Below are 13,945 nucleotides of genomic sequence, written 5' to 3' on the forward strand. Positions count from 1 at the left end.
ATGATGGAACGACAAAACCGCAATAACTGAAGCGTTCCGGTACTTTGTGCCGGGCGCTGTTTTTCTGTCTGGAGAGAGCAATGTCGTCTGAAGAACTGGATCTGGTGTGGAGCAACATTAAAGCCGAAGCGCGAGCGCTTGCCGATTGTGAACCGATGTTGGCCAGTTTTTACCACGCAACTCTCCTCAAACACGAAAACTTGGGCAGTGCGCTGAGCTATATGCTCGCCAACAAACTCGCCTCCCCGATTATGCCAGCCATTGCGATTCGTGAAGTTGTCGAAGAAGCATATGCCGCAGAACCACAAATGATTGCCTCAGCAGCTCATGACATTCAGGCGGTGCGCACCCGTGACCCGGCAGTCGATAAATATTCTACCCCGCTGTTATACCTGAAAGGTTTTCATGCTTTACAGTCTTACCGTATCGGCCATTGGCTGTGGAAAGAGGGCCGTAGGGCGTTAGCGATTTTCCTGCAAAATCAAGTTTCTGTGTCATTCCAGGTAGATATCCACCCAGCTGCGAGAATTGGCTGTGGGATCATGCTCGATCACGCGACCGGCATTGTGATCGGTGAAACGGCAATCGTTGAAAACGACGTGTCAATTTTGCAGTCGGTAACACTTGGCGGTACTGGAAAAACCAGCGGCGACCGCCATCCGAAAATTCGTGAAGGCGTGATGATTGGTGCCGGTGCGAAAATCCTTGGCAATATTGAAATTGGGCGTGGGGCGAAAATTGGTGCAGGTTCTGTGGTGTTACAACCAGTGCCGCCTCATACCACGGCGGCTGGTGTTCCAGCTCGAATTGTTGGCAAGCCTGAAAGCGATATGCCTGCCATCGATATGGATCAGCACTTCAACGGTGCTAACAATGGTTTTGAGTACGGCGACGGAATCTAACTTCTCAGAACGGCGCCGGGATAGCCAAGCTGGCGCCATGCTTCATACACCACCACCGATACTGCATTCGACAAATTCATGCTGCGGCTGTCCGGCATCATTGGGATGCGGATTTTTTGCTCAGCAGGCAAAGCGTCAAGAATCGTAGCTGGCAGGCCGCGCGTTTCCGGGCCAAACACCAAATAGTCACTATCCTGATAACTCACGGCACTGTGGGCCGGCGTGCCTTTAGTGGTTAATGCAAACAAGCGTTGCGGGTTTTCTGCTTCCAGAAAAGCGCTGTAGTCTTTATGGCGATTAACCGCAGCGAACTCATGATAATCCAGGCCTGCGCGGCGCAGACGCTTGTCATCCCAGCCAAAACCCGTTGGCTCAATGATATGTAACCGGAAGCCCGTATTGGCGCAAAGACGGATGATATTTCCGGTATTCGGTGGGATTTCAGGTTCAAACAACACGATATTCAGCATACGGCCCCCATAAGACAAGGCGCGCAGAATAACAATTTATCGCTGGAAGGAAAACAGGCCCCGAAGGGCCTGTAATTTATGATGGAAAATTAGCGATGATAGAGTGGTAACCAAAGTACCAGTCGCAAACCACCTAATGGACTGTCATCGGCTTTCACCCAGCCACGATGTTGCTGAACGGCAGTTTCTACAATCGCAAGCCCCAGACCTGTACCACCAGATTCGCGATCGCGCGCTTCGTCTGTACGATAGAACGGACGGAAAATTTGCTCACGATCTTCCGGGCTGACGCCTGGGCCATCATCATCAACTGTGATAGTAATCCCTTGATTATCAACAGAGAAGTTGACTGCAATTTTCGTGTGCGAATAACGCAATGCGTTGCGGACGATATTTTCTAATGCACTTTCCAGTGCGTTAGGGTTGCCGTACATCAACCACGGGCCTGGCGGGTAAGTGACTTCTAATGATTTACCCATCTGTTCGGCTTCAAAGGCTGCGTTATCCAGCACTTCTGACCAAATTTGATTGGCTTTCATCGTCTCGCTCGCCAGTGCATTTTTTTGCTGATTGCGTGACATCACCAGAAGATCGTTGATCATGCCATCCAGACGCTGAGCTTCCGTTTCAATACGTTCAAGCTCTTTGCTTTCACCCGTTTTACGGCGCAGCAGGGCGGTGCCTAATTGCAAACGAGTTAGCGGAGTACGCAGTTCATGCGAAATGTCAGACAACAGCCTTTGCTGGCTTGTCATCATCCTTTCCAGCGCGGTAATCATCTGGTTAAAGCTGGCACCAGCTGCGAGAAACTCTTGCGGTCCGGATTCGAGTTCAGGGTGTTGGCGTAAATTACCCTGGGCTACTTCATCAGCGGCGTTTTTCAACTTACGCGCAGGTTTTGCCAGGCTCCACGCCAACCATAATAGCAGCGGTGAACTGACCAGCATCGTGACAATAAGTAACAGTAAAGGTCTATCAAACAGCAGGTTAATAAAATCAGATTGGGAATTACTTGCAGGGCGAATCAGGTAGAGCTGGTAGTTATCTTCGCCATCACGCACAGCGAATGGCCCCACCAATTCTACGCGACCATATTTTTTCTTTTGCGGATGATCGGCGTTATCAGACTGGCCGATAAAGTTACGAATGATCTGCATTTCATTACGCTGGGCGCCAATAACTCGCCCTTCGCTGGTCACGAGTAATAAACGCTGTCCCGGCGGTGCCCATTTATCAATGGCCCGGAACAAACGACGCCACCACATCAGGTCATTTGGTGGATCGTTTTCAAGTTCCGCTTCGACATGCTGTTCAATCATGATGCCTTGACGTTGCTCATTCTCCATCAACTCGGTCATTTGACGCGAATCCAGTTTAGGCAGCATCAGCACTAGCATTAGCACTAACGCCAACGTCAACCAGAAGATGGCAAAAATACGCGCGGTAAGGCTACTTATCATGAAGCAGACACCATCAGGTAGCCGCGGCCACGTAATGTTTTAAACCACGGATGGCCATCTTTGCGGTCCGGCAACTTACGACGCAAATTGGAAATATGCATGTCGATTGCACGGTCGAAAGGTGTCAGGCGTTTACCCAGAACTTCCTGGCTTAAATGTTCGCGTGAAACCACCTGGCCCAGATGCTGTGCCAGCAAATAGAGCAGGGTGAATTCGGTACCGGTCAAATCCAGCGCTTGTCCATCAAAGCTGGCTTCCTGGCGGCCTGGGTTAAGGCTTAAACCGTCAACTTCGACAGTCGGTGAGCCACTGTCACTGTTTTGCTGCTGCTCACTCCAGTGTGAACGACGCAAAATAGCGCGTATACGGGCCACCAGCTCACGATCGTTAAAGGGTTTAGGCAGATAGTCATCTGCACCCAGTTCAAGGCCGAGAACGCGATCCAGCTCACTTCCTCGTGCTGTCAGCATAATGACTGGAGTCTGGTGTGACTGGCGCAACTCTTTCAATGTATCAATGCCATTTTTCTTTGGCATCATCACGTCGAGCAATAAAAGGTCAATGGTGTCATCAAGAAGCTCCAACGCTTGTTCGCCATCGTGGGCAACAATTACGTTAAAACCTTCCATGTCGAGCAGTTCCTTTAATAGGGAAGTAAGCTCTCGGTCATCATCAACTAGCAGAATTTTATTCATTGTTAAATTACCTCCGAGGCAGAAATTACGTCATCAAGGCGCGCTAATCTATGACTTTACGTTGTTTTACACCCCCTGACGCTAGTTTGCAGCGGGAATCGTAGACTGAATCTCGTTGAATCGCAGCACAGATGATTTCAGGAGCAAGTGATGCGCAATGTTACCGCTGCCGTCATGGCCTCTACATTGACTCTGATAACCCTGGCTAGTCAGGCCAAAGAGTTACCGGCCAGCGATAACTGGTACCAGGGCGGTGAAGGTTTAGTGAAGCGTAATCACCTTCAGAGCCATATGTTCGATGGGATAAACCTGACCGAACAACAGCGCCAGCAAATGCGCGATCTTATGCAACGGGCACGGCATGATAGCCCACCCGTGAATGTAAGCGAAATGGAGACCATGCATAACCTGGTCACCGCAGACAATTTTGATGAAACGGCAGTGCGTGCCCAGGCTGAAAAAATGGCACAAGAACAAGTGACTCGCCAGGTTGAAATGGCGAAAGTACGCAACCAAATGTACCGCTTGTTAAGCCCTGAGCAACAGGCCGTTTTAAATGACAAACACCAACAGCGCATGGATCAATTCCGTGAACTGGCGGACCTGCAACAGATGTCTTCGATGCAGGCACTGAGTAGTAGCAGTAAGCGTAGTAACCAGTAACAAACCCTGTTTTCCTTGCCATAGACACCATCCCTGTCTTCCCCGCCTTAACCGGCGGGTTTTTTTTGCCTGAAGGTTCAGGTGAATCCGCTATACTAGCCAGCAATCATTTGCTGGAGCCCCTATGAATCAACAATATGGGAAACTGGTCAGCCGTGCGGCAATCGCCGCGACGGTAATGGCATCATTGTTACTTTTGATTAAGATTTTCGCCTGGTGGTATACCGGTTCGGTCAGTATTCTGGCTGCATTGGTGGATTCGCTGGTGGACATTGCTGCGTCGCTGACTAATCTTCTTGTCGTACGTTACTCACTGCAACCGGCGGATGAAGAACATACATTTGGCCATGGTAAAGCTGAATCGCTGGCTGCTCTGGCGCAAAGTATGTTTATTTCAGGTTCTGCACTATTCCTTTTTTTGACGGGGATCCAACATCTAGCTGAACCGTCACAGATGAAACAACCATTAGTTGGTGTCGTAGTCACGGTCATTGCATTATTCAGCACGTTAATACTTGTGACTTTCCAGCGCTGGGTTGTGAGGAAGACGCAAAGTCAGGCCGTTCGGGCAGATATGCTTCATTATCAGTCTGATGTTATGATGAACGGAGCAATTCTTGTTGCACTGGCGCTGTCCTGGTATGGATGGCATCGTGCGGATTCGATATTTGCTTTAGGTATTGGCGTCTATATTTTATATAACGCGATTCGTATGGGGCATGAAGCCGTACAATCTCTTTTAGACCGTGCATTACCAGATGATGAACGTCAGGCAATTATTGATGTCATCAATGCATGGCCAGGGGTCAAAGGGGCGCATGACTTACGTACGCGGCAGTCAGGGCCGACCCGCTTTATTCAAGTCCATATTGAAATGGAAGACAATCTACCACTGGTTCAGGCGCATGTTATTGCCGAACAAGTGGAGCAAGCGATTTTACGTCGCTTCCCTGGGTCAGATGTGATAATTCACCAGGACCCCTGCTCGGTTGTTCCGACGCAGCAACAAGGGCATTTTGAGCTTTAATTTTTCGTTGTAAGGTCAGGCTGAACCGATATTTTGTGGTTAAGATACCGGCATATGGCCTGACCTGAATCAATTCAGCAAGAAGCGGTTGTTATACTATTTGTAGCAGAGTCGACGCCTCGGCATGCCGCAGGCCGTTTCCGGCAACAGGATTAATTTGCATTTAAAAGTTCAGAGGTAGTCATGATCAAAAAAATTGGTGTGTTGACGAGTGGCGGTGATGCGCCAGGTATGAACGCCGCGATTCGTGGTGTTGTCCGTGCTGCATTGTCGGAAGGTCTGGAAGTCGTAGGTATTTATGACGGTTATCTCGGCTTGTATGAAGATCGCATGGTGAATCTGGACCGCTACAGCGTGTCCGATATGATTAACCGCGGCGGTACCTTCCTGGGATCCGCTCGTTTCCCGGAGTTTCGTGATGAGAAAATCCGTGAAGTGGCTATCGAGAATTTGAAAAAACGCGGTATCGATGCGCTGGTTGTTATCGGTGGTGATGGCTCCTATATGGGTGCTATGCGTCTGACCGAAATGGGCTTCCCATGCATCGGCCTGCCAGGCACCATTGATAACGACATCAAAGGTACCGACTACACTATCGGCTTCTTCACCGCTCTGGAAACAGTCGTGGAAGCAATCGACCGTCTGCGTGACACCTCTTCCTCCCACCAGCGTATTTCTATCGTGGAAGTGATGGGCCGTTACTGTGGCGACCTGACCTTAGCTGCGTCCATTGCTGGTGGCTGTGAGTTTGTTGTGCTGCCAGAAGTTGAGTTTAATCGCGAAGACCTGGTTGAAGAGATCAAAGCGGGCATCGCGAAAGGTAAAAAACACGCTATCGTCGCTATTACCGAGCACATTTGTGACATCGACGAGCTGGCTCAATATATCGAGACGGAAACCAAACGCGAAACTCGCGCCACCGTCCTGGGCCACATTCAGCGCGGTGGTTCGCCGGTTGCCTACGATCGCATTCTGGCTTCCCGCATGGGTGCTTACTCCATCGAACTGCTGCTGCAAGGCCATGGTGGTCGTTGCGTCGGTATTCAGAATGAGAAACTGGTTCACCACGACATCATTGACGCTATTGAAAGCATGAAGCGTCCATTCAAAGGTGACTGGCTGGATTGCGCCAAGAAACTCTACTAATTCACTTGTTGTGAAATCTGAAGCCGGGGAAACCCGGCTTTTTATCGTTTGTTATATGCTCGATAGTTATAGCCAATCTTTTTTTATTCTTTAATGAATGGTTAAATTTCTGGCACGCTGCTTTTATCAAATCTGATTAAAGAGAGCGAACGATGAATAAGTGGGGAGTTGGACTTACATTACTGTTGGCGTCAACCAGCGTACTGGCAAAAGATATTCAGTTACTTAACGTCTCATACGATCCCACTCGCGAACTTTATGACGAGTACAACAAGGCGTTCAGTGCACACTGGAAGCAACAAACAGGCGATAACGTCGTTATCCGCCAGTCTCATGGTGGTTCCGGTAAACAAGCCACATCAGTAATCAATGGTATTGAAGCTGATGTCGTGACTTTGGCGCTGGCCTATGATGTGGATGCGATTGCTGAGCGTGGCCGTATCGACAAAAACTGGATCAAACGCCTGCCTGATAACTCCGCGCCTTACACTTCAACCATCGTTTTCCTGGTGCGTAAAGGCAACCCAAAACAAATTCATGACTGGAACGATCTGATTAAACCGGGCGTTTCCGTTATTACCCCGAATCCAAAAAGCTCCGGCGGTGCGCGCTGGAACTATCTTGCTGCCTGGGGCTACGCTCTGCATCACAACAATAACGACCAGGCCAAAGCGCAGGATTTCGTGAAGGCGCTGTATAAAAACGTAGAAGTACTGGATTCTGGCGCACGTGGTTCAACCAATACCTTTGTTGAGCGCGGTATCGGCGATGTGCTGATTGCCTGGGAAAACGAAGCGTTACTGGCGACTAACGAACTGGGTAAAGATAAGTTTGAGATTGTCACTCCGAGCGAATCTATTCTGGCCGAGCCGACTGTTTCCGTAGTCGACAAAGTGGTCGATAAGAAAGGAACTCAGAAGGTTGCTGAAGAGTATCTGAAATACCTCTACTCGCCGGAAGGCCAGGAAATTGCGGCGAAAAACTATTATCGCCCTCGCAATGCAGAAGTGGCGAAGAAGTATGAAAATGCCTTCCCGAAACTGAAACTGTTCACCATTGATGAAGAGTTTGGCGGCTGGACCAAAGCGCAGAAAGAACACTTCTCGAATGGCGGAACCTTCGACCAAATTAGCCAGCGTTAAACGAAATGGCGGCCCCGAAAGGGGCCGTTTTGCTTTTGGGTTACGGGAGTTTGGGATACGCTGGGCAACCCTCTCATCATGTCTGAGGTTTTGTATGCTCCGGCGTCGACGCACAATAGTTGTCTGTGTTTTTTTGCTGATTCTCGCAGCCGTGTGCTGGTTTAGCCTCCGGCAATATCTCCATCACCCAGACGCCCTGTGGCGCATCGTCAGCCAGCAGTGCGTTCCTCATCAGCGTGATCGCCAAAACCCTGAGCCTTGTGCCAAAGTGGATTTGCAGTCTGGATTCGTACTGCTGAAAGATATTCATGGCCCGCTTCAATACCTGTTATTACCCACGACCAAAATGAAAGGGATGGAAAGCCCGGAATTATTGCAGGCGAAAACCGCTAATTTTTTCTGGCTAGCGTGGCAGCAGCGCAATTTTATGAGCCTGCGCCGTGGATCTCCGGTACCTGATGACGTTATCTCGCTGACAATTAACTCCACCTCCGGGCGCACCCAGAATCAGTTACACATCCATATTTCATGTTTGCGCCCGGATGTGCGTAACCAGTTAAATCAGTATGCAAAGACGTTGAACAACGGCTGGCAAGATTTCCCGGCACCGCTTGCCGGAAATAAATACATCGCACGGAAGGTAAGCGAAGCGGAGTTTGTGCAGCGTAGCCCGTTTATTTTGTTGGCATCTCAGGTTCCACAAGCACGCGAGCATATGGGGAGTTATAGCCTGGCGATGGCGAAATTAGCTGACGGAGAGTGGGTCATACTGGCGACGGAGCGCAACTTACTACATTTGAATCTGGCTTCTGCGGAGCAGTTGCAGGATCACAGCTGTGAACTGCTGAAATAATAAAGGCCCCGCCGGAGCAGAGCCTTAATATTTTAAGCGCGAGAAATTACGCTTTTTTCGCTTCAGCCGCAGCTTTAACGATTACTGCGAATGCGTCAGCTTTCAGAGATGCGCCGCCAACCAGGGCACCATCGATGTCTGGCTGAGCAAACAGCTCTGCAGCATTTTTGTCGTTTACGGAACCGCCGTACTGGATGATCACTTGCTCAGCAACTTTCGCATCAGCTTTAGCAATGTGGTCACGAATGAATTTGTGAACTGCCTGAGCCTGAGCTGGAGTTGCAGATTTGCCAGTACCGATTGCCCATACTGGTTCGTAAGCGATTACCACGCCTTCGAATGCCGCAGCACCCTGAGTTTTCAGAACTGCATCGATCTGACGTGCGCAAACTTCTTCAGTTTTGCCAGCTTCGTTTTCTGCTTCAGTTTCGCCGATGCACAGTACTGGGATCAGGCCAACTTCTTTCAGGATAGCGAATTTTTTAGCGATCAGTTCGTCAGACTCTGCGTGGTAAGTACGACGCTCTGAGTGACCGATGATGATGTATTTAGCACCAACATCTTTCAGCATTTCTGCAGAAACTTCGCCAGTGAATGCGCCAGACAGGTTCAGGTCAACGTTCTGAGCACCAAGAATGATGTGGCTGCCAGAAGCGGCGTGTTTAGCCAGATCCAGGTACATTGTTGGAGGAGCGATAGCAACGCCACAGCCAGCAACGCCAGCCAGTTCTTTGCGTAAGCCAGCAATCAGCTCGTGTACCATGTGCTTGCTGCCGTTCAGTTTCCAGTTACCCATCACCAAAGGATGTCGCATCTTAATTCTCCACAAGGTCAAACTAATAAAAGAATCGCTGCCATTCAGGGCAGCATGGTCTGTGAAACAGTATAGAGACTCAGCAAGCGAAAGGCTTTGCTTTTTGTCATTTATTCGCCGTTGTTAAGGGTTTCAGATAGCGTCAGCTTAATCGGTTCAACTGCGAAGGTAAGCCCCTTTTCACCGTTATCCGCAACAACATAACGAATCGCGCCATCGGTTTGCGCGTAATAACGTTTGTTCTTCCCATCGCTAAGTAATTTAGTGAGTTTTGCCCCGCTTTGCGGTTTTGAAAGCGACGGGGTAAAGGTGCGAATCAGCGCTGACATATACTCAGACGCTTTTGCTCGCGCCGCTTTTTGCTCGGGGCCCTGAATCGGCAACCACGTTATCTGCATCGACTTTATTTTCAACGTACCGCGCTCAAGCGCCGTAGATGCGTAGAGATTTTCGTTTATTTTGCTGGCAGCGCGCATCAGGTTTGCCTCATCGGTACTGGAGTCGATAGCGCGGAATTCATTGATCGGCAAAGAAGGGTTTTCTGCGGTGAATTTTTCCCGAAACTGCGTAATGTTCATATCAAATGTTGGTGCACCGGCCAGTAAATAGGGCGCGGCTTGCAGTGGTGAGGTGGAATCTGAAGGCGGATCGGCCCAAACCACCGCAGCGGGTAGCATCAGTAAAGCCAGAGCTGCAAACAGATGTCTCATTGACAAATTCTCCTGTGAATTCTGCTTCCCGATTAAATCGGCATTCCGTTGGCTTGTCAAAACCCGGCATAGCCAGGGTACACTACGGCGCTAAACAATAAAATGGACCTTACCATGACCATACAGCAATGGCTGTTCTCTTTTAACGGACGTATTGGACGCCGTGACTTTTGGATTTGGATTGGCGTTTGGTTAATCGCGCTGATCATTCTCTTCACCCTTGCGGGTGCTGAAATTATGCCTTATTCCACCGCCGGTTTCTTCTTGTCGGGCTCTTTGATTCCGACTGCCGCTGTGATTGTGAAACGCCTGCACGATCGCAATAAGAAGGGCTGGTGGGCGCTACTGTTTATTCCGGCTTGGCTGTTGCTTGCCGGAAACTGGGAGACATTCGGCACATTAGCGCAGTGGGGACTTGGGCGTTTTATCCCAACCTTGATTCTGGTGATGGTCATTATGGACCTGGGTGCATTTGTTGGCACCCAGGGCGAGAACCGCTTTGGTAAAGACACCAGCGAAGTGAAATACCGCTAACGCTACCAGTAGTGTTCGGCTGTCATATGGCCCGGTCGGCGGCGCAAATGTTTGGTCATCTGCCGGGTATCTTTCAGCAAATGCTGCGTATCACGCACCATTTGCGGGTTACCGCACAACATCACATGGCTGGTCTCAATGTTCATTGGCAGACCTACCGCCGCTTCAAGTTCCCCGCTTTCGATAAGTGCGGGTACACGTCCGGTTAACGAGCCTGGAAGTGATTCCCGGCTGACCACTGTCTGAATCCGTAATTTCCCTTCATATTGCTGCTGGAGTTTTTGCATCAATGGCAAATAACTCAAATCCTGTGCATAACGCACGGCATGAAGTAAAACGATATTCTCAAAACGATCCAGGTCTTTGCCTTCCTGCAAAATCGAAAGATAGGGGCCTAATGCGGTACCTGTCGCCAGCATCCACAACGTCTGGCAATCCGGGATTTCATCCAGCACAAAGAAACCCGCAGCTTCGCTAACCAACATGATTTCATCGCCGGGTTGCAGAGCATGCAGGCGTGGGCTGAGTTTGCCCTCAGGTACGGTGACCAGATAAAACTCAAGATTAGGATCGCTCGGCGCATTGACGTAGGAATAGGCGCGCTGCACGCGTTCACCATCGATTTCCATGCCAAGCTTGGTAAATTGCCCGGCGGTGAAAGGAGCGACAGGCGCATGAACAGTGAGACTAAACAGAGCATCGGTCCAGTTTTCAACCTGAACGACTTTACCTTTGACCCATTCCGCCATGATGCACGTTCCCCTTTGTTGTGTTTTCCCTATCTTCACCAGAAAAGTGCGAGATTTCCAGCCGGTTAAAGCTGGAAAGCTCATTCAGACAAACGGCAGTCTTACAGAATATGCGTTTGTACGTCTGGATCTTTGCGGTCGAGATAGTGAATAGATTTGATACGGCGAATGGTGCGCGATTTACCACGAATCAGCAGTGTTTCGGTGGTCGCCATATTCCCTTTACGGGTAATGCCGTCCAGCAAATCACCTTTTGTAATACCGGTCGCGGAGAAAATCACGTTGTCGTTACGCGCCATATCGTCGAGTTTCAATACCACGCCCGCTTCAATGCCCATCGCTTTGCAGCGCTCAAGCTCTTTCTCACCCATCAGACGGTTTTCATCGCTATCACCTTTAACGTGGTGACGAGCCAACAAGCGGCCTTGCATGTCGCCGTCCAACGCGCGAATGACAGCTGCGGAAATCACCCCTTCTGGCGCGCCGCCGATACCGTACATCACATCGACTTCACTATCTGGCATACAGGTCAAAATGGATGCCGCAACATCACCATCAGGTATTGCGAAAACGCGTACGCCAAGCTTTTGCAGTTCAGCAATGGTGGCGTCGTGGCGCGGTTTGGCGAGAATAGTTACGGTTAGTTCACTCAGTGGCTTGTTGAGCGCAACGGCGATGTTATAGAGGTTTTCAGCCAGCGGCAGATTGAGGTCGATAATGCCTTTCGCGCCAGGGCCAACAATCAGTTTTTCCATGTACATGTCTGGGGCGTTGAGGAAACTACCTTTGTCACCCACCGCCAGTACAGCCAGCGCGTTGGCCTGACCCATGGCGGTCATCCGTGTGCCTTCAATCGGGTCAACGGCGATATCTACCGCATCCCCCTGGCCAGTCCCGACTTTTTCGCCAATATAGAGCATCGGCGCTTCGTCGATTTCCCCTTCACCAATCACAATCTGGCCGTCAATATTGACCTGATTAAGCATGATACGCATGGCGTGAACGGCTGCGCCATCCGCCGTATTTTTATCGCCACGGCCCAACCATTTATAACCAGCCAGTGCTGCGGCTTCGGTTACGCGGGAAAATTCAATCGCAAGTTCTCGTCTCATTGCACACTCATTTAGCAAACTCAATTGCGACGCATTTTAGCACAGGTGAGGAATCGTCGGGGGAAGGTGGGATGTTGCTGTGGATTCAGGACTCATCTCAACTCTCTCCCAGGATAGGGAGAGAGTAGGTTGGTGGTGTCAGAACTTAACTTTCGTCATGCTCTTCCCACGCCAGCGCACGCTTAACGGCTTTTTTCCAGCCAGCGTAACGGACGTTACGTTCAGTGGTTTCGATACCCGGACGGAACTCTTTTTCGATAACCGCCTTCTCGCTGACTTCATCCAGATTCTGCCAGAAACCAACGGCCAGGCCTGCCAGATAAGCTGCGCCTAACGCTGTGACTTCACGGACTTCCGGGCGTTCAACGCGGGTGCCTAAAATGTCCGCCTGGAATTGCATCAGGAAATTGTTTGCGACAGCTCCGCCGTCTACGCGCAGAGCATGCAGGCGAATATCTGCGTCAGCCTGCATCGCTTCCAGTACATCACGCGTTTGGTAAGCGATGGACTCTAGTGTTGCACGGATAATATGGTTTGCGTTCACGCCGCGAGTCAGGCCGAAGATTGCGCCGCGGGCATACGGGTCCCAATAAGGAGCGCCCAGGCCAGTAAAAGCGGGAACGACATATACACCGTTAGTGTCTTTGACTTTGGTGGCAAAGTATTCGGAGTCCGTCGCGTCGCTAATTAGTTTCATCTCATCGCGTAGCCACTGGATAGACGCGCCGCCCATAAATACCGCACCTTCCAGTGCATAATTCACTTCACCGCGTGGGCCGCAGGCAATAGTGGTCAGCAGCCCGTGAGTTGATTTCACCGCCTGAGTACCGGTGTTCATCAGCATAAAGCAGCCGGTGCCGTAGGTATTTTTCGCCATCCCTTCTTTTACGCACAGCTGGCCGAAGAGTGCCGCCTGCTGGTCACCGGCGATCCCGGCGATTGGAATACGCGTACCGCCTTTACCACCGATGTTGGTCTGGCCGTACACTTCGGAAGATTTACGTACTTCTGGCAGCATCGCACGTGGAATATCCAGCGCTTCCAGCATGCGGTCATCCCAGTCCAGACTGTGGATGTTAAAGAGCATGGTTCGTGAGGCGTTTGTGTAATCGGTAACGTGTACGCGCCCCTGGGTCATTTTCCAGATAAGCCAGGTATCGACAGTACCAAACAGCAGTTCGCCACGGCGAGCACGTTCACGTGAGCCTTCTACATGGTCAAGAATCCATTTCACTTTGGTGCCAGAAAAGTATGGGTCAACGACCAGGCCTGTGTTGGATTTGATGTACTCTTCCAGGCCATCGCGTTTGAGTTTCTCGCAGATTTCAGCGGTACGACGGCACTGCCAGACGATGGCGTTATAAATTGGTTTGCCGGTCTCTTTTTCCCAGACAATCGCGGTTTCACGCTGGTTGGTGATACCAATTGCGGCAATTTGGTCTGAGTTAATATCGGCTTTAGCCAGCACTTCTACAAGCGTGGAGCTTTGTGTTGCCCAGATCTCCATTGGGTCGTGTTCTACCCATCCTGCTTTTGGATAGATTTGCTGAAACTCGCGCTGTGAAACGCTAACTACGTTGGCATCATGATCCAGGACGACGGCGCGGGAGCTGGTTGTACCCTGATCGAGTGCGACAATATATTTTTTTTCGTGGGTCATAATTTTGT

General features: G+C 50.3%; 15 protein-coding genes. 7 read left to right on the plus strand and 8 right to left on the minus strand.

What is annotated here, in order from left to right; all coding sequences use genetic code 11:
- Positions 1-80 precede the first annotated feature (80 nt).
- The gene (cysE, locus tag M979_RS17995; RefSeq protein WP_034461439.1) at positions 81-902 is read left to right on the plus strand and encodes a serine O-acetyltransferase; all 822 of its coding nucleotides are present in this window, start codon (positions 81-83) and stop codon (positions 900-902) included.
- Here the strand turns inward: cysE and trmL are convergent.
- The 3 genes from trmL to cpxR form a co-directional block, all read right to left on the minus strand.
- Positions 899-1,372 carry a tRNA (uridine(34)/cytosine(34)/5-carboxymethylaminomethyluridine(34)-2'-O)-methyltransferase TrmL gene (trmL, locus tag M979_RS18000; RefSeq protein WP_064555938.1) on the minus strand — a complete coding sequence of 158 codons (474 nt, stop codon included), beginning with the start codon at positions 1,370-1,372 and terminating at the stop codon, positions 899-901. The two genes, cysE and trmL, sit on opposite strands and share 4 nt — an antisense overlap.
- A gap of 89 nt (positions 1,373-1,461) precedes the next feature.
- On the minus strand, positions 1,462-2,832 hold the full coding sequence (gene cpxA, locus M979_RS18005) for an envelope stress sensor histidine kinase CpxA (RefSeq protein WP_034461437.1): 1,371 nt from the start codon (positions 2,830-2,832) through the stop codon (positions 1,462-1,464).
- The gene (gene cpxR / locus M979_RS18010; RefSeq protein ID WP_034461436.1) at positions 2,829-3,527 is read right to left on the minus strand and encodes an envelope stress response regulator transcription factor CpxR; all 699 of its coding nucleotides are present in this window, start codon (positions 3,525-3,527) and stop codon (positions 2,829-2,831) included. The genes cpxA and cpxR overlap by 4 nt, the downstream gene beginning before the upstream one ends.
- A 150-nt stretch (positions 3,528-3,677) precedes the next feature.
- Between cpxR and cpxP the strand changes: the two genes are divergently transcribed.
- The 5 genes from cpxP to M979_RS18035 all read left to right on the plus strand — a co-directional run bounded on the left by cpxP (position 3,678) and on the right by M979_RS18035 (position 8,358).
- Positions 3,678-4,190: a cell-envelope stress modulator CpxP gene (gene cpxP / locus M979_RS18015; protein ID WP_034461435.1), complete on the plus strand. Its 513-nt coding sequence runs from the start codon at positions 3,678-3,680 to the stop codon at positions 4,188-4,190.
- A 124-nt stretch (positions 4,191-4,314) separates the two neighbouring features.
- Positions 4,315-5,217 carry a CDF family cation-efflux transporter FieF gene (fieF, locus tag M979_RS18020; protein ID WP_034461434.1) on the plus strand — a complete coding sequence of 301 codons (903 nt, stop codon included), beginning with the start codon at positions 4,315-4,317 and terminating at the stop codon, positions 5,215-5,217.
- A gap of 183 nt (positions 5,218-5,400) precedes the next feature.
- Positions 5,401-6,363 (plus strand): 6-phosphofructokinase, encoded by a 963-nt coding sequence (gene pfkA, locus M979_RS18025; protein WP_034461433.1) that lies wholly within the window; start codon positions 5,401-5,403, stop codon positions 6,361-6,363.
- A gap of 152 nt (positions 6,364-6,515) precedes the next feature.
- Complete coding sequence (gene sbp, locus M979_RS18030; protein ID WP_034461432.1) at positions 6,516-7,505, plus strand: sulfate/thiosulfate ABC transporter substrate-binding protein Sbp; 990 nt, start codon at positions 6,516-6,518, stop codon at positions 7,503-7,505.
- A 94-nt stretch (positions 7,506-7,599) separates the two neighbouring features.
- Positions 7,600-8,358, plus strand: coding sequence for a CDP-diacylglycerol diphosphatase (locus tag M979_RS18035; RefSeq protein WP_064555939.1), 759 nt, complete (start codon positions 7,600-7,602; stop codon positions 8,356-8,358).
- Positions 8,359-8,404: 46 nt separating this feature from the next.
- On the opposite strand, the gene tpiA is transcribed toward M979_RS18035, so the two are convergent.
- Both tpiA and M979_RS18045 read right to left on the minus strand, forming a co-directional pair.
- Positions 8,405-9,172, minus strand: a complete 768-nt coding sequence (gene tpiA, locus M979_RS18040) for a triose-phosphate isomerase (protein ID WP_034461430.1) — start codon at positions 9,170-9,172, stop codon at positions 8,405-8,407.
- Positions 9,173-9,282: 110 nt separating this feature from the next.
- Complete coding sequence (locus tag M979_RS18045; RefSeq protein WP_122974070.1) at positions 9,283-9,849, minus strand: YiiQ family protein; 567 nt, start codon at positions 9,847-9,849, stop codon at positions 9,283-9,285.
- A gap of 147 nt (positions 9,850-9,996) precedes the next feature.
- Here M979_RS18045 and M979_RS18050 point away from each other — a divergent pair, with 147 nt between their 5' ends.
- Entirely contained in the window at positions 9,997-10,416 is a 420-nt protein-coding gene (locus M979_RS18050) for a DUF805 domain-containing protein (RefSeq protein WP_034500043.1), read from the plus strand.
- 2 nt (positions 10,417-10,418) lie between these two features.
- Here M979_RS18050 and fpr read toward each other — a convergent pair whose 3' ends face one another.
- The 3 genes from fpr to glpK form a co-directional block, all read right to left on the minus strand.
- Entirely contained in the window at positions 10,419-11,165 is a 747-nt protein-coding gene (fpr, locus tag M979_RS18055) for a ferredoxin--NADP(+) reductase (protein WP_064555940.1), read from the minus strand.
- Positions 11,166-11,266: 101 nt separating this feature from the next.
- Complete coding sequence (gene glpX, locus M979_RS18060) at positions 11,267-12,277, minus strand: class II fructose-bisphosphatase (RefSeq protein ID WP_064555941.1); 1,011 nt, start codon at positions 12,275-12,277, stop codon at positions 11,267-11,269.
- Positions 12,278-12,422: 145 nt separating this feature from the next.
- Positions 12,423-13,937 carry a glycerol kinase GlpK gene (gene glpK / locus M979_RS18065; RefSeq protein ID WP_034461425.1) on the minus strand — a complete coding sequence of 505 codons (1,515 nt, stop codon included), beginning with the start codon at positions 13,935-13,937 and terminating at the stop codon, positions 12,423-12,425.
- Positions 13,938-13,945: the final 8 nt, after the last annotated feature.

Source organism: Buttiauxella noackiae ATCC 51607, assembly GCF_001654865.1.
Lineage (GTDB): Bacteria > Pseudomonadota > Gammaproteobacteria > Enterobacterales > Enterobacteriaceae > Buttiauxella > Buttiauxella noackiae.